The 15889-nt window shown below is 67.8% G+C and carries 19 protein-coding genes; 9 read left to right on the top strand and 10 right to left on the bottom strand.

Annotation, left to right across the window (positions count from 1 at the left end; all coding sequences use genetic code 11):
* Positions 1-29 precede the first annotated feature (29 nt).
* Both ACFYTS_RS10425 and ACFYTS_RS10420 read left to right on the top strand, forming a co-directional pair.
* Positions 30-824 carry a maleylpyruvate isomerase family mycothiol-dependent enzyme gene (locus tag ACFYTS_RS10425; protein ID WP_387302715.1) on the top strand — a complete coding sequence of 265 codons (795 nt, stop codon included), beginning with the start codon at positions 30-32 and terminating at the stop codon, positions 822-824.
* Positions 825-955: 131 nt separating this feature from the next.
* On the top strand, positions 956-2008 hold the full coding sequence (locus ACFYTS_RS10420) for an alpha/beta hydrolase family esterase (protein WP_387302713.1): 1053 nt from the start codon (positions 956-958) through the stop codon (positions 2006-2008).
* 36 nt (positions 2009-2044) lie between these two features.
* On the opposite strand, the gene ACFYTS_RS10415 is transcribed toward ACFYTS_RS10420, so the two are convergent.
* The 7 genes from ACFYTS_RS10415 to ACFYTS_RS10385 form a co-directional block, all read right to left on the bottom strand.
* Positions 2045-2518 (bottom strand): hypothetical protein, encoded by a 474-nt coding sequence (locus tag ACFYTS_RS10415; protein WP_387302712.1) that lies wholly within the window; start codon positions 2516-2518, stop codon positions 2045-2047.
* Between the two features lie 92 nt (positions 2519-2610).
* Positions 2611-2829, bottom strand: a complete 219-nt coding sequence (locus ACFYTS_RS10410) for a hypothetical protein (RefSeq protein ID WP_387302710.1) — start codon at positions 2827-2829, stop codon at positions 2611-2613.
* A 184-nt stretch (positions 2830-3013) separates the two neighbouring features.
* Positions 3014-3163, bottom strand: a complete 150-nt coding sequence (locus ACFYTS_RS10405; protein ID WP_357280143.1) for a hypothetical protein — start codon at positions 3161-3163, stop codon at positions 3014-3016.
* A gap of 180 nt (positions 3164-3343) precedes the next feature.
* On the bottom strand, positions 3344-3661 hold the full coding sequence (locus ACFYTS_RS10400) for a DUF1048 domain-containing protein (protein WP_387302707.1): 318 nt from the start codon (positions 3659-3661) through the stop codon (positions 3344-3346).
* A 1-nt stretch (position 3662) separates the two neighbouring features.
* Positions 3663-4019: a DUF1048 domain-containing protein gene (locus ACFYTS_RS10395; RefSeq protein WP_387302705.1), complete on the bottom strand. Its 357-nt coding sequence runs from the start codon at positions 4017-4019 to the stop codon at positions 3663-3665.
* Positions 4016-4324 (bottom strand): PadR family transcriptional regulator, encoded by a 309-nt coding sequence (locus ACFYTS_RS10390; RefSeq protein WP_357280149.1) that lies wholly within the window; start codon positions 4322-4324, stop codon positions 4016-4018. The genes ACFYTS_RS10395 and ACFYTS_RS10390 overlap by 4 nt, the downstream gene beginning before the upstream one ends.
* 179 nt (positions 4325-4503) lie before the next feature.
* Positions 4504-5367 (bottom strand): alpha/beta fold hydrolase, encoded by an 864-nt coding sequence (locus ACFYTS_RS10385; protein WP_387302702.1) that lies wholly within the window; start codon positions 5365-5367, stop codon positions 4504-4506.
* A gap of 560 nt (positions 5368-5927) precedes the next feature.
* On the opposite strand from ACFYTS_RS10385, the gene ACFYTS_RS10380 reads away from it, so the two are divergent.
* From ACFYTS_RS10380 to ACFYTS_RS10360, 5 genes are all read left to right on the top strand, one after another.
* The gene (locus tag ACFYTS_RS10380) at positions 5928-6695 is read left to right on the top strand and encodes a DUF3159 domain-containing protein (protein ID WP_387302699.1); all 768 of its coding nucleotides are present in this window, start codon (positions 5928-5930) and stop codon (positions 6693-6695) included.
* Positions 6619-8523 (top strand): alkyl/aryl-sulfatase, encoded by a 1905-nt coding sequence (locus ACFYTS_RS10375; RefSeq protein WP_387302696.1) that lies wholly within the window; start codon positions 6619-6621, stop codon positions 8521-8523. Before ACFYTS_RS10380 ends, ACFYTS_RS10375 begins: the two co-directional genes overlap by 77 nt.
* Before the next feature lie 135 nt (positions 8524-8658).
* A complete protein-coding gene (locus ACFYTS_RS10370; protein ID WP_357280157.1) occupies positions 8659-9525 on the top strand; it encodes an alpha/beta fold hydrolase in 867 nt (288 codons plus the stop codon).
* Positions 9526-9605: 80 nt separating this feature from the next.
* Positions 9606-9839 carry a hypothetical protein gene (locus ACFYTS_RS10365; RefSeq protein WP_387302693.1) on the top strand — a complete coding sequence of 78 codons (234 nt, stop codon included), beginning with the start codon at positions 9606-9608 and terminating at the stop codon, positions 9837-9839.
* A gap of 48 nt (positions 9840-9887) precedes the next feature.
* Positions 9888-10811: an SGNH/GDSL hydrolase family protein gene (locus ACFYTS_RS10360; RefSeq protein WP_387302690.1), complete on the top strand. Its 924-nt coding sequence runs from the start codon at positions 9888-9890 to the stop codon at positions 10809-10811.
* Between the two features lie 91 nt (positions 10812-10902).
* Here the strand turns inward: ACFYTS_RS10360 and ACFYTS_RS10355 are convergent, their stop codons facing one another.
* Positions 10903-11415, bottom strand: a complete 513-nt coding sequence (locus ACFYTS_RS10355; protein ID WP_387302687.1) for a hypothetical protein — start codon at positions 11413-11415, stop codon at positions 10903-10905.
* Positions 11416-11698: 283 nt separating this feature from the next.
* On the opposite strand from ACFYTS_RS10355, the gene ACFYTS_RS10350 reads away from it, so the two are divergent.
* Positions 11699-13123, top strand: a complete 1425-nt coding sequence (locus ACFYTS_RS10350; protein WP_387302684.1) for an MFS transporter — start codon at positions 11699-11701, stop codon at positions 13121-13123.
* A gap of 147 nt (positions 13124-13270) precedes the next feature.
* Here ACFYTS_RS10350 and ACFYTS_RS10345 read toward each other — a convergent pair whose 3' ends face one another.
* A complete protein-coding gene (locus ACFYTS_RS10345; RefSeq protein ID WP_357280169.1) occupies positions 13271-14725 on the bottom strand; it encodes an SPFH domain-containing protein in 1455 nt (484 codons plus the stop codon).
* 9 nt (positions 14726-14734) lie between these two features.
* Positions 14735-14977: a hypothetical protein gene (locus ACFYTS_RS10340; protein WP_387302680.1), complete on the bottom strand. Its 243-nt coding sequence runs from the start codon at positions 14975-14977 to the stop codon at positions 14735-14737.
* A gap of 104 nt (positions 14978-15081) precedes the next feature.
* Here ACFYTS_RS10340 and ACFYTS_RS10335 point away from each other — a divergent pair, with 104 nt between their 5' ends.
* The gene (locus tag ACFYTS_RS10335; protein WP_387302677.1) at positions 15082-15777 is read left to right on the top strand and encodes a hypothetical protein; all 696 of its coding nucleotides are present in this window, start codon (positions 15082-15084) and stop codon (positions 15775-15777) included.
* The last annotated feature ends 112 nt before the right edge of the window (positions 15778-15889 follow it).

The following is a 15889-nucleotide window of genomic DNA, read 5'->3' as shown; positions in this document are numbered from 1 at the left end:
ATGCTGGCCGCACCCGATACGATCCAAGGGTGAGCGCGACCGCTGACCATCTCTCGGCGCTGCGCATCGAGCGACAGGCCGTGCTCGACTACTGCGCCGACCTCACCGCTGCCGAATGGCACGCCGACAGCCTGGCCGCGGGCTGGAGTGTGAAAGACGTTGTCGCGCATATGGCCGCCGACCTGCGTACGGTCGTCACCCCGGCCGCGCTCGCGTTCATGGCCACCAAGGACGTGGAGAGCCTCAACGAGCGGGCCGTGGCGGCCTCGCGCCGGCGGTCACCGACGCGAGTCCTCGAAGGCTTCGCGACCTGGACCCGAGTCGGCACGGCCGCCCTGACCGTCATGACCGCACCCGGTCTCGGCGGTGTCCGGCTGCGAGTCGGCGAGCTCGGCCGCTATCCGACGCGCCTCTTCCCGGCGATGTTCCTCTTCGACTGGCACACCCACCTGCGCCACGACATCGCCGCGGCGCTGGACCGTCCGCGCCCGCCGACCGACGAGCGGCGGGTGGCCTCGATCCTGGCCTGGTTGACCAGCCTGCTGGAGCAGTCGCACCGCGACCGCCTGGCCTGGCTCGACGCCCCCGTCGCCATGACCTTCACCGGCCCCGGCGGCGGCACCTGGCGCATCGACACCGACCAGGGCGGCCCCATCCGCGTGCGACGCGGCGAGGGGGAGGGCACTACTGCCCAAATCACCGGTCGCGCCGACGAATTCCCCCTCTGGGGCACGACCCGCGCCGCCTGGCGTGACTGCGACGTCTCGCTCACCGGCGACACCGAGCTCGGCGCTCGTCTGCTCGACGACATCAACCTCGTCTGAACCGACCAGCCGGTCACCTACCGCAATCCCCACTGGTTCGCGCGGATCCTGCGGGACAATTCTCGGGCAACCTCGCCCGCGGAATCGCGATCGAGACCGTGTGCGACCAGATCGGTGAAAGCCGGGGAACCATGCGCGTATTCGACCATCACGGCACCATCCGACTGTCCCTGATCGTTCTCCTGACCGGCCTGCTGATCGCCACCGCGGCCCCATCGACCGCCGGGCCCGACGACACCGGCCGGATCGATACCGGCACCTACACCTCCGGTGTACTGACGTACAGCTACGAGGCTTTCGTGCCCGGTGACCTGCCCGCGAACCCCGCGCTGGTGGTGATGATCCACGGGTGCAAGACCACCGCCGAACAGCAGCGGCGCGCCAATCTCCTGGATCCGATCGCTCGCCGCGACGGGTTCGTGGTCCTCTATGTCGACGGCAGCCCGCTCCATCTGCTGCAACAGCGATGCTGGTCGGGGCTGCTCGCGCCCGCGTCCGAGAGCCGGGCTTCCGGAGATGCCGCCGCGATCGCGGCGATGACCCGGCTCGCCATCGATCGCTACCACGTCGATTCCGGTCGGGTCTACGCGGTGGGGATGTCCTCCGGGGCCTACGAGACCACGCTGCTGGGCGCGTATTTCCCGGACCTGTTCGCCGCCATCGGCGTGCACTCGGGTGCGGCGTTCGATCATGGCGCGCTCGGCTGCGTGGGCCCGTATCTGCCGACCGTTTCCACGGAACAACTGGCCGCACAGGCATTCTCCGCCGAGACCGGGTATCGCCGGGTGCTCCCGGTCATCGGATTCCACGGTGATGCCGACCTCGCGGTGCCGTACGAATGCGGGCGCGAGGTCATCGAGCAGTGGCGACAGACCGACAATCTGGTGCTCGCCGCGCAGGAGGCCCCGCAGCGGATTCCCCCGCGGCCGACCGGCATCGCCGAGGGTGTCGCCGACAGGCCCGAGGGTCTTTCCTACACCGTCGAGTCCTGGCGACAGCACGAATCGGACTGCCCCACACTCCAATTGTGGACGATCCACGGTATGGCGCACTACTGGTCGGGCGGTTCGGCCGATCCCGACGCCGCCGAGTTCACCGACGCCCGTGGCCCGAACGCCGCACAGGCGGCGTGGGAGTTCTTTTCCCGCATCCACCGCACCGACACAGGGTTCCGCTGCGAATGAGCCACACCCGGATGCCGTGATGCGTTGTGACAGTCGTCAGATCGCGCTGCGACTGAACCGGTAGGTGGCGTTGCTCGCGCTGGGAGCGGCGTTGTCGGCGCTCGGAGCGTCCGCGCCCGGGCCGGTGTACGAGTAGGAGCCGGATTCGTTGGTCCGGCACCGCAGCGTGACGGAGTAGGTGACGGGACCCGAGGCGGCGGGCTCGGTGGCGTCGATGACGGCGACGCCGGGCTCCGGTGAGGTGTAGGTATAGGTGCTGTCGTGCCAGACCCCGGTTCCGGCCACCAGGTATTGCAGGGAGCCCTGACTGGGGAACCGAACGATGGCCATGGATTCGCCGTTGGCGGCGGCGGGGACGGGGCGTGAGCCGCCGTACAGGATCAGGTACTGGTTCGTGGTGTCGGCGGGGACGGTGCACGCAGCGGGATCCGCGTGTAGCGGACCAGTAGCGGGCAGAATCCACGCGAGAGCGGTGACGCCGAACGCGGCGACACGGAAGCCGGCCTGCATAGCTGCTCCTCTCCGTTGAATGACCGCACCGCACGACGGAACGACCGCACGGCGCGGAGGTGTCGAATCTCGTTCGGGGACAGTCCGTTCGGCTACGGGAAGCACCAGTTCAGGGTGGCCGATCCCGGCGTCGGGATGTGGACGCAGATGTTCACCCAGATGTAGGGGGCATCCACGTTCTGCAGCGCCACGGGGCGGTCCACGGTCGATACCGTGGTCTCACTCGCGGACGCGGGCGCGGCCGCCGCCAAGGCGACGAACGGGACGGCTACCGCGGCGACCACCGCTGAACGGGCGATTCCTGCAAGCATCTCATCAGCTCCTACGAATCGAGAACGATGATGACGAGCTCGGACAGAGTGCGACGAGGACCGACGCTAGGCTACCGAGGCGGTGATTTGCCACCTCTTTGCTACCGACTTGTCCGTTTCGTTATCGCCCATCGTTCCCACTCACCGACTCGGCCCGGCCCTGGAGCCACTTGCCGGGCCGGGCTCACCTGTGGTGATGCTCGGCGAACAAAACCCAGGCCGCCAGTGCGGCGAGAGCGAACAGCAGGATCGCGGTCCCGATGGCCACGGCGGGGCCGGAGTAGGTCGGAACCGTCTCCGATGCCATGACGGCCGCCACGCTGCCGAACGACATTCCGATCACCTCGTTCCTCGGCCGACTTCGCTTCCGAAGATCCATGATCCGCGCCGAATCCCCGACCGGCGCACATCTTTACGGGATGCTGACGGCCGCGTCCGTACGGGTGCGTGACATATCGCCGGAGGACGAAACCGCCGCGAACCCGGAGGGGCCGCGGCGGCTTCGTCACAATACTCAGTTGGCGTCTTCCTTGCCTACGGACTCCTGGTAGAGGTCGGCGTAGGTTCGCGAATCCTTGATCAGGTCATCACAGAATGCCGCGACGTCGGAGCCGATGAGTTCGATGACTCCGGTGCCGGCCGCGGCGCCTTCCTCGAAGAAATCGAGGATTCCCGAGAGCAGACTGCCGCCGACCAGTTCGACCGGCCCGACCCTGAAGAAGTACTTCTGAATCTCCTTGTAGACGATCTGGTAGTCCGGTGGGAGCGCCTTGACCCGCGCCACCTGCGCTCGCCACTCCCGCTTACCTTCGATGATGTCGCGGATGCCCACGTTATCCTCCTAGCCGGCCGAGTTTCTTGGCGACGTTGTGGTTCAGCTGCTCGCGCCACTTGTCGCGAAAGCCCGTGGCTCCTTCCCCGCCGGCGATCGCCGCGCAGAAGCCCTTGATGTCGTCGCCGACCGCCTCATGCACGCTCTGACCATCGGCCGCCGTCTCTTCGAGCAGTCCCAGGGCGCCGTCGAGGATCGGCATCAGGCTGCGGCCCGTGAAGTCCGAGTACGGGGAGAGCTGGATCTTGATCTCGTCCCACGCCGCTCGATACTCGGCCGGCAGCGCTTGGGCCCGAGCGTCGAAGGACTTGTATGCCCTGGTGAGATCACCGCCTGTGACCTTCTCCCAGAATTTCATCGTGCACTCCCCTTGAGCTCGTTGATGCGCGCCGAGACGTACTCCCACTTTCGCCAGAAGGTCATGAGTTCTTGACGTCCGGCGTCGTTGAGCGCGTAGAACTTTCGCGGCGGACCGACTTCGGAAGGGCGCTTGGCGACGTCGACCAGGCCGTTCTTCTCCAACCGCACCAGGATGGCGTACACCGTCCCTTCGATGACGTCCACGAAACCGAGTTCATTCAGCCGGCGCGTAATGGCGTAGCCGTAGGTCTCCTCGTTGCCGATGATCTCGAGGACGCACCCTTCGAGCGTCCCTTTCAGCATCTCGGTCAAGTTGTCCGTAGCCGCCTCCTTTCATCGGACCACGCTATTCAGTGGTAATGACTACCACTAGACCGTATCGCATAGTAGTGGTAGTCAGCAACACCTAGTAGCGCCGCGCGGCGGGACCGCACCGAGCCGGATCAGGTCGTGCAGTGCGGCCGGGGCGGAGGTAGCCGATGCTAGGACCCGGAACCGCCGGTACTCAGGAATTCGGTCAGGGCCGCCGCCACGGCGTCGGGATTCTCCAGTTGCGGGTAGTGCCCGGTGGCCGGTGGTTCGTCGAGCACGGTGATCGTCGCGTGCGGCAGCCGCTCGCGCAGCCGGGGCAGGACGTGGCCTCCGCTGACCGGGTCGGCGGGACCCCAGACGAACAGCATCGGTCCGGGGTACTGCTCGAGCGCTGTGCGCCACCGGTCCGCGTGCTCGCGGCGCTCGTCGATGTAGTGCAGCAGTCGATGCTGGACGCGTTTGCCCTCACCCATGGTCGTGGCCAGCCACATGTCGTGCAGCAGTTCATCATTCACCGGACGACCGAGGATCTCCCGCAGGGACTTCCGGTACATCCGTTCGGTGGCCAGGTGCTGGACGACGGCGCCGAGCGGACTGTGCAGCAGCTTCTGTACCCGAGTGGGCCGGTGCAGGTCCGGATACAGCCCGCCGTTGAGGAAGGCGGCCGCGGTGATTCGGCTCGCGTCGCGGTGCAGCAGTTCCTGCGCGACCGATACCCCGTAATCGTGCGCCACCAGCGCGGTCGACCCGATCCCGAGCCGCTGCCACAGCGCCTCCACGATCGACGCCTGCTCGGTGATCCGGTAATCGTGTCGCACCGGTTTCGCACTGGCCCCGAACCCGAGCAGGTCGAGTGTGGTTACCCGGCAACCGGATTCGACCAGCGGCGGCACGATCGGGGCCCAATCGTGCGACGAGGTGGGGAAGCCGTGCAGCAGGGTGACCGGACGGCCGTCGACCGGTCCGTCCTGCCGGTGGAAGATGTCGTGCCCGCTGATTCCACCGGCGATCCATTCATCGAGTCCGAGTTGCATCGCGGGTCCTCCCGGTCTGGGGCGCAACGGCAAGCGCAACCGTCCCAGTCTGCCCCAAATACTCGGCAGACAGGCTCGGCCCGCGGAAGGTTCGCGTCAGGAACTCATCCGAACAGGGCGGGTGGCAATCGAACAGTTCTCGCGTCGCCCTGATAGCGCTCACCGCCCCGATCTGGGCGCCGATCCTGCTCCTCACCGAACTCGGCGGAGCCCTCGCGGTCACCCCTGACACCGCTCGAAGCGCCCGAGACCCGGAATGCGGTGACGTGGATCCCATGTGCCGCGATCGGTCTACCAGGTCATAGAAGCATGGCCTGCCGTGCGCGGCGCTTATTGCAGTCAGACTGAAATAAGAAATCAACGGAAGGCTCTGACCATGGATTTCCCGATCATCAACCTCGGCTCCGCGACGCTGGATCTCGCCACCGAGGTCGCCCAGCCGGCGGCGAACGCCACCTACCTCCTGCAGTCCTGGGGCTCGATGTAAGCCGAATCGATATCGCGAGCCGTCCACATCCGCGGCTCGATCCATGAAAGCCTCTAGTAGCTGGGAGATAGCCATGACACTGGTGACGGGAGTGGACATGCGGGACCCCGCACAGAGCCGGTCCACCGCGGCCGAGATGTGGGGAAGGTTCCGGGCGCTGGGCGGACCGCAACATCTGCTCGACGGAGCGGCCCCCGCGATCGGGTTCCTCGCCGGGTACACCGTGGTGAACGCCAAGATCGGGGTGCTGGTCGCGCTCGGGGTCGCCGGACTGATCTCGCTGTATCGCTTGATGAAAGGCGATTCGGTGAAGGTGGTGTCGGCTTCGCTGGCCGCGGTCGTGGTGTTCTCGCTGTTCGTGGGCATCACCGGTGAGGGGCGCGGATTCTACCTGCCGGACCTCATCATCTGCGCGGTGTGCACGGCGGCTTTCGGGATCACCCTGCTCAGCGGCCGCCCGCTCAGCCATCGGGCCTGCCGCGAACTCGGATTGGAACGCACGTACGCGGCCGACCCGCAGGAGCGGATTCGCTTGCACCACAAGGTGTCCCTGGCCTGGTTCGGCTTCTGGGCGGCGCACCTGCTGATCATGGTGCCGCTGTATCTCGCGAACAAGGTCGTGCTGCTGGGCACGGTGGCGCTGGTGCTGGGCAAACCGGCGCTGGTGGTCATGCTCGCCGTCACCTGGCTATGGGTCCGACCGACCCGGTCTCCCAGCAGAGAAATGTCGATCGCCGGAACCCCGGTGGAACAGGAGGCATGGAGTGAGCACGCAGTCCGACCCCAGTCAGTACATTCTCGATCAGCAACAGCGGGCCGCCGCCGGGCTGCCGTTCGGTGACACCACCGATCAGCAGGACGCGGACCGTGGATTCATCGCCGCGCTCGAGCCCGGCGTGGTCAAGGGCGCCGGCGGGAACGTGGTGTGGGACAACGACTCCTACGGGTTCCTGAACGGGGCGTGCCCGGCGTCGGTGCACCCCAGCCTGTGGCGGCAGTCCGGGCTGAACATCCGTCAGGGCCTGTACGAGGTGACCGAGGGGATCCATCAGATCCGCGGACTCGACCTGTCCAACATGACCCTGATCGAAGGCAAGACGGGCGTGATCGTGATCGACCCGCTCATCTCCGCCGAGACCGCGCGGGCCGGGCTCGAGCTGTACCGCGCCCACCGCGGCGACAAGCCGGTGACCGCGTTGATCTACACGCACTCCCACGTCGACCACTTCGGCGGCGCGCTGGGCGTGACCACCCAGGAGGACGTGGACGCGGGCCGCTGCCCGGTCATCGCCCCCGCGGGATTCCTCGAACACGCGGTGGCCGAGAACGTCTACGCCGGAACCGCCATGGGCCGCCGGGCCGCCTACATGTACGGCGCGGCCCTGCCCCGCGGACCCAAGGGCCAGGTGGGCGCGGGCCTCGGGCAGACGACCTCGATCGGCACCGTCACGCTCATCGCGCCGACCCACGACATCACCGAGACCGGTCAGGAGATGACCGTCGACGGGGTGCGCATCGTCTTCCAGATCACGCCCGGCACCGAAGCGCCGTCGGAGATGAACTTCTACTTCCCCGACCACCGCGCACTGTGCATGGCGGAGAACGCCACCCACACGCTGCACAACCTGCTGACCCTGCGCGGCGCGCTGGTGCGCGACCCGCACGTGTGGTCGCAGTACCTGACCGAGTCGATCAATCTGTTCGGCTACGAGTCCGATGTCGTGTTCGCCTCCCACCACTGGCCGACCTGGGACACCGAGCGCCTGGTGGAATACCTTGCGCAGCAACGGGACCTGTACGCCTACCTGCACGACCAGACGCTGCGCCGGTTGAACCAGGGCTATGTCGGCAGTGAGATCGCCGAGACCATCGAACTGCCGCCCGCCATCGCCGGGTCCTGGCACTCGCACGGCTACTACGGTTCGGTCAGCCACAATGTGAAGGCCATCTACCAGCGCTACATGGGCTGGTTCGACGGCAATCCGGCACACCTGTGGGAGTACCCGCCGGTCGAATCCGCCACCCGGCACGTGGAATTCATGGGCGGCGCGGACGAGGCGCTGCGCAAGGCGCGGGTGGCCTTCGACAACGGCGACTACCGCTGGGTCGCCCAGGTGGTCAACTACGTCATCTTCGCCGACCCGTCCAACGAGGCGGCGAAGACATTGCTGGCCACCACCTATGAGCAGCTCGGCTACGGCGCCGAGAACGCCACCTGGCGCAATTTCTTCCTGATGGGCGCCTACGAGCTGCGCAACGGCAATATCGGCACGCCCACCCAGACCAACTCGCCGACCATGATGGCGGCCTTGACCATCGACCAGGTCTTCGACGCCCTGTCCCTGCGCTTGGACGGTCCGAAGGCCTGGCACGAAAAGGCGATCAGCGACTGGGTTTTCACCGATGAGAAGCGCACCCACCGCCTCGAACTGCGCAACGGCGTGCTTATCCACTTCGACCGCCGCGACGGCGACAAGCTGCCGCCCGCCGAGGTGACCTTCACCCTCACCCGTGCCACCTTGATCGGCGTCCTGCTCGCGGGTCAGGATCTGAACGCCGCGCTGCAGTCCGGCGCCATCACCATCGACGGCGACGCCCAGAGCTTCGTCAAGCTGACGGCCCTGTTCGACCAGCCCAACCCCGATTTCGCCATCGTCACCCCCGACTAGCGGGCCGGTCCCATCCCGGGGGGAGCATCGCTCTCCCCGGGATGGGACCACGTTTATATGTAACTACCAGTAGCGGAAACATTGGACTTGTGACACGCTGTTCTGCAACGCAGCGACGACGAAAGGTGCAGGTCAATGGCGACCGATGGATCCGCGGGGCGATTCACCGCTTTTCGACGTGACGACCTGGTGTTCCCGGTGATCGATTCCGGGCCGATCACCGGCGACCCGGTCCTGCTGCTGCACGGCTGGCCGCAGGACTCGCGCAGCTGGCATGAGGTGGCGGAGCTTCTCAATCAGGCCGGCTTCCGAACCTTCGCGCCGGACCTGCGCGGCGCGAGCCGCACCGCGGCCCCGCGCTGGCGCTGGCAGTATCGGCTCGACGAGCTGGCGGCGGACGTGCTGTCGATGCTCGACCAGATCGGGCGTCCCGTGCACGTCGTCGGGCACGATTGGGGTGCGGCCGCGGCCTGGGCCGCGGCGATCTCGGGGTCCGAGCGGCTGCGGTCGCTGGCCGCATTGTCGGTACCGCATCCGGGCGCGTTCGCTCAGGCCATTCTCACCACCCGCCAAGGGCCGGCTTCCTGGTACATGTACTTCTTCCAGCTGCCGGTGATCCCCGAAATCTTGCTCCGCACCGGGTTTTTCGAGAAGTTGCTGCGCCGAACGGGCCAGACCGCGCAGGTCAGCGAACGCGATGCCGCGCGGGTACGCGATCGTGTGATCGCCCGCGGCGGGCTGCATTGGTATCGCGGCATGCTGTTCTCCTCGCCGCGCTTCCTGCGCGGCCGAGTCGATGTGCCGACGCTCCAGGTGTGGAGCGACGGCGACACCGCGGTCCTCGACAGCGGCATCGAACTGACGCACCGTTTCGCCGACGGCCCGTTCCGAGTCGAAGTGCTTCCGCACGTATCGCATTGGATCCCCGACGAAGCGCCCGACTCGGTGGCCCGGCTGCTCATCGAGCATTTCGGCGCGAGCGGACCGGGCGAGCAGCCGTGAGCCCGTAGGGTGGGGTGAGTAGTTGTCGGCCCGGGTCAGTCGGATTCGGTGACCCGGCGCCAATGGCGGGATGTATTCCGATGGGCCCTGCACGACAGACCACCCTCCAGCACGAGCAGAGCGGCTTCGGCGCCGCGCGGGAGGCGGAGCGGGCCGCCGAAGAGGAGCGGAACGCCCTGGCGGCCCACACCGTCGCGGGCCACGCGCTCGATGCCGACGACTGCGCGTATCTACTCCAGATGCTCGGTTTGACCGTGACCGCCGCGACCGACACGCTAGGATCTGGCGACCCCATACCGGACATAGCACGCTGACCGTACGAAATGCCGAGGACCATGAGCCGCTTTCTTTCCGCCGTCGCAATGGTCTTCGGAGGGGCGGCGTTATTGAGCGGCCTCACCGCGCCGGTCGCCGGGGCGGACACCGATCCGGCGCAGGCGCAAGGCAAGTCGCTGGTGGTCATGGGCGATTCGAACACCGCCAATGCCACCTGGTCCACCATGCAGCCGCAGCCGACCGGCGTGGCCTGCCCGCATCTGCCCACATCCTGGCCGACCCAGCTGGCGGACCGGATGGGATTGTCGGCGACCAAGGATGTCGAGGACGTGTCCTGCGTCGGCGCGTACATGTGGCGCCACGGTGAGGACCGTTTCTGGACGGCCTTGACCGAGGCGCGGCAGGCGGCCGCCAACGGCGCGTTCGGACCGCGGACCAAGGCGGTGCTGCTCCAGTTCGGTTTGAACGACGCCTGGGGCGCCGACCATGTGGCCCAGAACGAGCTGGTGCCGTGCCTGCTCGACGTACTGCGCGGATGCAGCACGGCCGATGCGGCCACCAACGCCAATCCGCCCACGCTGCTCACCGGTCAGGACTACGTCGACCACCTGCGCGACATCATCACCTACATCCGCTACTACGCGCCGAACGCGCGCATCGTCCTGGTCGGCTACCAGGAACTGCACACCCCCGGCAGCGACGCGATCTGCATGGGCGTCCTGGGCGTCCCGGTCGGCCTGCCGCACGCGGGCGCGGTCACCGACGTCTTCGACAGCATCCGCCGGGCCCCGCGCGACGCCGCCGCCGCGCTCGGCGTGGAGTACTTCGACGCCGCCGCGGTCACCGCGGGCCACGGCCTGTGCTCTCCCGATCCCTGGCTGAACGGAATCTTCACCCCGGGCCCGGACTGGTACGGACAGCCCGGTCACCCGACCGTGCAGGGCGACGCCGCCGTCGCGCAGGGCTTGCACCAGTTCTTGTCCGAACCCGCCGCCGCTCCGGCTCGCTGAACGGATCTCCGGCCGTCCGACGGCCCGATGACGAAGGCTCCCACTCGAATCCGGAATTCGGGTGGGAGCCTGTTCGCGTACCCGGAGGGTCCTAGGGCACGACGATGTCGATATTCGCCGGGATATTGGCGCGGTCGGTGCGGATGGTCAGGTGGACCCGGCCGGGACCGGTGTTGACCGGGAAGATGGCCGGATAGGTGCTGCTCTGTCCCGCCGCGATGAAGCGGGTGACACTGCCCTGCTGGCCGGTGTCGGCGTTGTTCCAGTCGACGATGGCGTTGACATCGCAGGCCAGCAGTTGCGCGGCCCAGTTGCCGAGCGGCGAGAAGCCCTGACTGATGCGCAGGATCACCGAGTGCGAGGTGCCGGGCGCCTCGGAGTACTGGTAGAGCGGGCCGTCGAAAGCCGTACCGCCGGTGGAGAACATGCCCGCGCACACCCCGTTGCCGAGGGTGAAGACCGGGCTCATGTTGAAGCTGCTCTGCGCGCAGGAGCGCGGTTCGGTGTTCGACCAGCCCAGCTGACAGGGGCTGCCGTTGGGTTCGGCGCCGGCCGGTGCGGCGGTGACCGCGACGCCCGCTCCGAGGATGGCAACGGCGGTCAAGCTATTGATCGTTCGTTTCATCATCGGCCAATCCTCACAGCCGACACCGGGGCGATGTCAACCATGTCCGGGGCGTGTCCCCGTGCGAATCTCGCGAAAGTTCCGGAGCCAAGGACGTTTTCACGCTGGCCAGAACACGTGTCAATACCTATACCCCCAATAGGTATGAGAAGTGTCACAGTGCTCCAGGCTGTTTTCGCATACCCCATGGGGGTACCAATGGACGGGTTGGAACTGCCCGTGGCCACCCCGGCCCCGAAACCTCTGCCAGGGAGTGATTCCTATGTCCACCCACACCTCCGCGCCGCCCTCGTCGCGGCGCTGGATCGCCTTGGGGCTCATCGCCCTCGCCCAGTTCATCGTCATCATGGACACCTCGATCATCGGCGTCGCACTGCCGGAAATGCAGGACGCGCTGGGCTTCTCGCAGGAGAACCTGTCCTGGGTCTTCAATGCCTACGTGGTCGTCTTCGGCGGCCTGCTGCTGCTCGGCGGCAAATTGTCCGACATCGTCGGCACACGGCGGATCTTCCAGACCGGATGGGGCATCCTCGCGGTCGGCTCGCTGGTCGCCGGCCTCGCCGGAAACGCCGCGGTGGAGCTGATCGGACGCGGTGTCCAGGGCGCGGGCGCGGCCCTTATCGCACCCTCCGCCCTGACCCTGCTGATGATGCTGTTCGGCGGCAATCCCGGCGAGCTGACCAAGGCCTTCGCCGTCTACGGAGCCGCGGCGCCCGCCGGCGGGACCGCCGGAGTGTTCCTCGGTGGCCTGATCACCCAATATGCCTCGTGGCCTTGGGTTTTCTACATCAATATCCCGATCGCACTGGTAGCGTTGCTGGCCGCACCGGCCCTGGTGCCCGATGGCGCGATGGCCCCGCACGCGTCGGTGGATCTGCTCGGCGCGGCGACCGCCACCCTCGGCCTCGGCGCCGCCGTCTTCGCCGTGGTGCGCGGGGACTGGTCCGCCACCTCCACCTGGGTGGTGCTGGCCGCGGCCCTCGCCCTGCTCGGCGCGTTCATCGCGATCCAGGCCCGCCGCCGCGAACCGCTCATGCCGCTGAGCATCTTCCGCGCACCCGACCTCGGCGCGGCCAACCTCGCCCAGGTGCTGCTGGGCGCGGCGTGGGTGCCGATGTGGTTCTTCCTGAACCTGTATCTACAGCAGGTCCTGGGCTATTCGGCGTTCCCGTCGGGTGCGGCGCTGCTGCCCATGACCGCGCTCATCATGGTCGGCATGATCGCCATTTCGCCGAAACTGTTCGCGCGCTTCGGCGCTCGCACCATGACGGTCGCCGGCCTGGTCATCCTGGCCGCCGGACTGGCGTGGCTGTCGTTCATCCGCCCCGACGGCACCTTCTGGATCGACGTGCTGCCCGGTTCGCTGGTGGCGGCGCTGGGCATGTCGCTGGCCTTCATTCCCACTCTGCAGACGGCGATTTCGGCCGCGCCGCCGCAGGAGGGCGGCCTCGCCTCGGGCATCGTGAACACCGGCTACCAGATCGGTTCGGCCCTGGGCCTGGCCGCGGTCACCGCCATCGCGGCGAACGCGGGCGCCGACCGGCTCGGTGACACCGGCGCCCTGACCGACGGGTTCTCGGCCGCGTTCGTCGCCGCCGGAATCGTCGCCGTCGGCGCGGCGGCGCTCGCGCTGGCGACCTTCCGGTCCCCGGCCCGGCATGACCAGGAGGTCTCGGCTGCCGGCTGACGTCCGAACGGCCGCGACCGAATTGGCAATGGCTCGGTGAGATTCTTCCACCGAGCCATTTGGTCATCGCGTTCTTCGGTGACGCGGACGACGGAGCCTTCCTATGCCTGATGTACGGCCTGATGGCGGGCCCGCTCGTCGACTCGATCACGAACGGCTGAGGCCGACCTCCCCGTTGGGCGACGCGGCCTCGGGCTCCAGCACCGGCATCAGGGATTCCCGCGCCATGGAGGCGAGAGTCCCGGCCTGCTGGATGATCTCGGCCAGCGCCGAGGTCACGCCCTGCGCCCCGTTGAGCACCGTGAACTGCCCGACATGCTCGAACGGCTTCGCCGCCGCGGCCACGATCTCGGGCAGGTGCTCGGCGATCTGCTGGGCGATCACCGCCTCCTGGTTCTTGCTCATCGCCTCGGCGCGCTGCTGGATGCCCGCCGCCTCGGCGGCCATCCGGGCGCGCACGGCGTCGGCCTCGGCGAGACCGCGCGCCTTGATCGCTTCCGCCTCGGCCTGACCGGTGAGCCGGGTCGCCTCGGCCTGCGCGGCCGCCCGCGCCTTGATCGATTCGGCTTCGGCGAGGGCCTGCAACTTCGTCTGCGCCGCAGCGGCTTCCGCGCGCAGCCGGGTCTCCTCGGCGTCCGCCTCGGCCTGGCTGATCCGGGCGTCGCGCGCCGCGGTGGCCAAGGTGGTCTGCTTGTAGGCCTCGGCGTCGGCCGGCTTGCGGACCTCCACCTGGAGCTGCTGTTCCTTCTGCTGCGCCTCGAGTTGCGCGACCTTGGTCGCCACCTCGACGACAGCCTGCCGGGCGGTCGCCTCGGCCAGCGGGCCCTGCTGCTGGGCGTCCTTGGTGGCCCGATCCACCTCGGCCTGATAACCGGCCTTCTTGATCTGGGTGTCGCGCATCGACAGCGCCACCTGCGCCTGCGCCGCCTGCTCCTGCGCGATGGCCTCGCGTTCGGCATTGGCGCGCGCGATGCGGGCGTGCTGCTCCACCTCCGCCTGATGCGGAATGGCCAGATTGGCGATGTAATTCGATTCGCTGGCGATGGACTGGATCTGGAACGAGTCGATCACCAGGCCGAAGGACTCCATCTCGTGCGAGCAGCGGTCCCGCACCTGCTCGGAGAACTTGTCCTGATCACTGATCATGTCCTCCACGGTCATCGAGCCCGCGATGGCGCGCAGATGACCGATGAACACGTTCTGCACCTTGGTCTCGAGCTCGTCGGTGGGCCGGTCCAGGAACCGCCGCGCCGCGTTGGCGATCGAGGTGTAGTCGTCGCCGACCTTGTACATGACCACGCCGGTGAGATGCAGACCGATCTTCTGCCGGCTCACGCACGGCACCACGATCTGGGATTCGTGCGCCTCCAGCGAGATTCGCCGCACCTTGGTCAATCCCGGCGCGACCAGGCACCCGCGCCCGGTGACGATCCGGAACCCCATGCTCTCCCCCGACCCGCCCGGCCCCGATCCGGCCCGGAAGCCCGAGATGATCAGCGCCTCATCGGGTTCGGCGACGCGCCACGCGAGCCGCAGCAACCCGATTCCGGCCAACAGAACGACGAACACCAACCCGACCAAACCAATGACCAGGATGTCCACGATGCACCTTCATTTCACGGGAACGACTTCGACGGTCCGGCCACCCAGACTGCCGACCACGAGCACCTGAGCGTGCTTGGGAATCGTCGACTCGCTGTCGGCGGCGCGCGCCAGGAACCGTTCGGACCCGGCCCGCACCTCGATCAACACCTCGCCGAGGTGGTCGGGGGTGATCGCGGCCGTCACCCGCGCGAACTTGCCGATCACATCCGCCGCCATCAACCCCACCCCCGAACCGCAGCTGTTCGACATCACAAACGCTAATCCCGCGCCGGGCACCCGGAAATTTCCTTTACGAAAAACTAACGGGTGCAACCGGTCAGCGGGCGCCGATACGCACCCTGCATGATGGGTTCATGCTCCCCACCGACCGCCTCGCTCAGGTAGACCGCCGTCCCGCCGTGATCGACACCCCGCTCGGGATCGTGGGGTTCGGCGTCACCGTCGGGTCGGAGCTGCTGCCCGCCGGTCCGAACACGCTGTGGCGCTTGCCGAACGGGTCGCATCTACACCGATGGCGGCATCGGGACGCCACCGTCGACCTGCTGGTCGGGAGTATCGAGATGCCCGCCTGGGACGGGGGCGCGCCGGTCGCGCTGTGGGCCGGGATCTGGCAGGTGAAGGCGCACAGCGCGGTGCCGGGACTGGTGTTCACGGCCGAATTGACCGATCTGCCCGCGGGGACCACCAGCGGCCCGGACACCGGTGAGTGCCTCGCGGCGGTGAGCATCGAGAACGACCACTTCATGGTGTGCATCGGCGGCCCGGACTCGGAACTGCTGGCCCTGCAGGCCGAGGACGCGCGCCTCATGCCCGCCAGCTGGGCGCACCAGATCCACGCCGACGACCACGACACCGAATACGGTGTCCGCTACCGGGATCCGGCCCGGATCGAATGGCACCTGCCCGGCCTGGCCACCGACGAGGCCGCCCGCCTGTGCGTGGCCACGGCCTGGTGCCCGCGCGACGACGACCGTCCGGCGGCCTGGTTCGCCGTCGACATCCCCCTCGACACCGCCTACCTCCACCTCACCGCCGACCCGGCGGTCTGATTCGGCGGCGCAACCGCCATCATTCCGCCGGTCCGGCGCCATTACACGCCACGGCGGCCGGGAAGTGGCATCCTTGCGGGGTTCCCGCCCGACGACACCGCGCGCACCGAAT

Origin of the sequence: Nocardia sp. NPDC004151 (assembly GCF_042874235.1) — a bacterium.
Taxonomy (GTDB): Bacteria; Actinomycetota; Actinomycetes; order Mycobacteriales; family Mycobacteriaceae; genus Nocardia.
This window is presented reverse-complemented; position numbering and strand designations above follow the sequence as displayed.

Excerpts from the sequence above, each read along its gene's own strand:
- ACFYTS_RS10380 (WP_387302699.1), top strand. The coding sequence starts at position 5,928 with ATGACACTGGTGACGGGAGTGGACATGCGGGACCCCGCACAGAGCCGG.
- ACFYTS_RS10395 (WP_387302705.1), bottom strand. The coding sequence starts at position 4,019 with ATGAAATTCTGGGAGAAGGTCACAGGCGGTGATCTCACCAGGGCATAC.
- ACFYTS_RS10420 (WP_387302713.1), top strand. The coding sequence starts at position 956 with ATGCGCGTATTCGACCATCACGGCACCATCCGACTGTCCCTGATCGTT.
- ACFYTS_RS10340 (WP_387302680.1), bottom strand. The coding sequence starts at position 14,977 with ATGTCGAACAGCTGCGGTTCGGGGGTGGGGTTGATGGCGGCGGATGTG.
- ACFYTS_RS10415 (WP_387302712.1), bottom strand. The coding sequence starts at position 2,518 with ATGCAGGCCGGCTTCCGTGTCGCCGCGTTCGGCGTCACCGCTCTCGCG.
- ACFYTS_RS10365 (WP_387302693.1), top strand. The coding sequence starts at position 9,606 with ATGGGCCCTGCACGACAGACCACCCTCCAGCACGAGCAGAGCGGCTTC.
- ACFYTS_RS10360 (WP_387302690.1), top strand. The coding sequence starts at position 9,888 with ATGGTCTTCGGAGGGGCGGCGTTATTGAGCGGCCTCACCGCGCCGGTC.
- ACFYTS_RS10405 (WP_357280143.1), bottom strand. The coding sequence starts at position 3,163 with ATGTCGTTCGGCAGCGTGGCGGCCGTCATGGCATCGGAGACGGTTCCG.
- ACFYTS_RS10335 (WP_387302677.1), top strand. The coding sequence starts at position 15,082 with ATGCTCCCCACCGACCGCCTCGCTCAGGTAGACCGCCGTCCCGCCGTG.
- ACFYTS_RS10390 (WP_357280149.1), bottom strand. The coding sequence starts at position 4,324 with ATGCTGAAAGGGACGCTCGAAGGGTGCGTCCTCGAGATCATCGGCAAC.
- ACFYTS_RS10370 (WP_357280157.1), top strand. The coding sequence starts at position 8,659 with ATGGCGACCGATGGATCCGCGGGGCGATTCACCGCTTTTCGACGTGAC.
- ACFYTS_RS10410 (WP_387302710.1), bottom strand. The coding sequence starts at position 2,829 with ATGCTTGCAGGAATCGCCCGTTCAGCGGTGGTCGCCGCGGTAGCCGTC.
- ACFYTS_RS10350 (WP_387302684.1), top strand. The coding sequence starts at position 11,699 with ATGTCCACCCACACCTCCGCGCCGCCCTCGTCGCGGCGCTGGATCGCC.
- ACFYTS_RS10385 (WP_387302702.1), bottom strand. The coding sequence starts at position 5,367 with ATGCAACTCGGACTCGATGAATGGATCGCCGGTGGAATCAGCGGGCAC.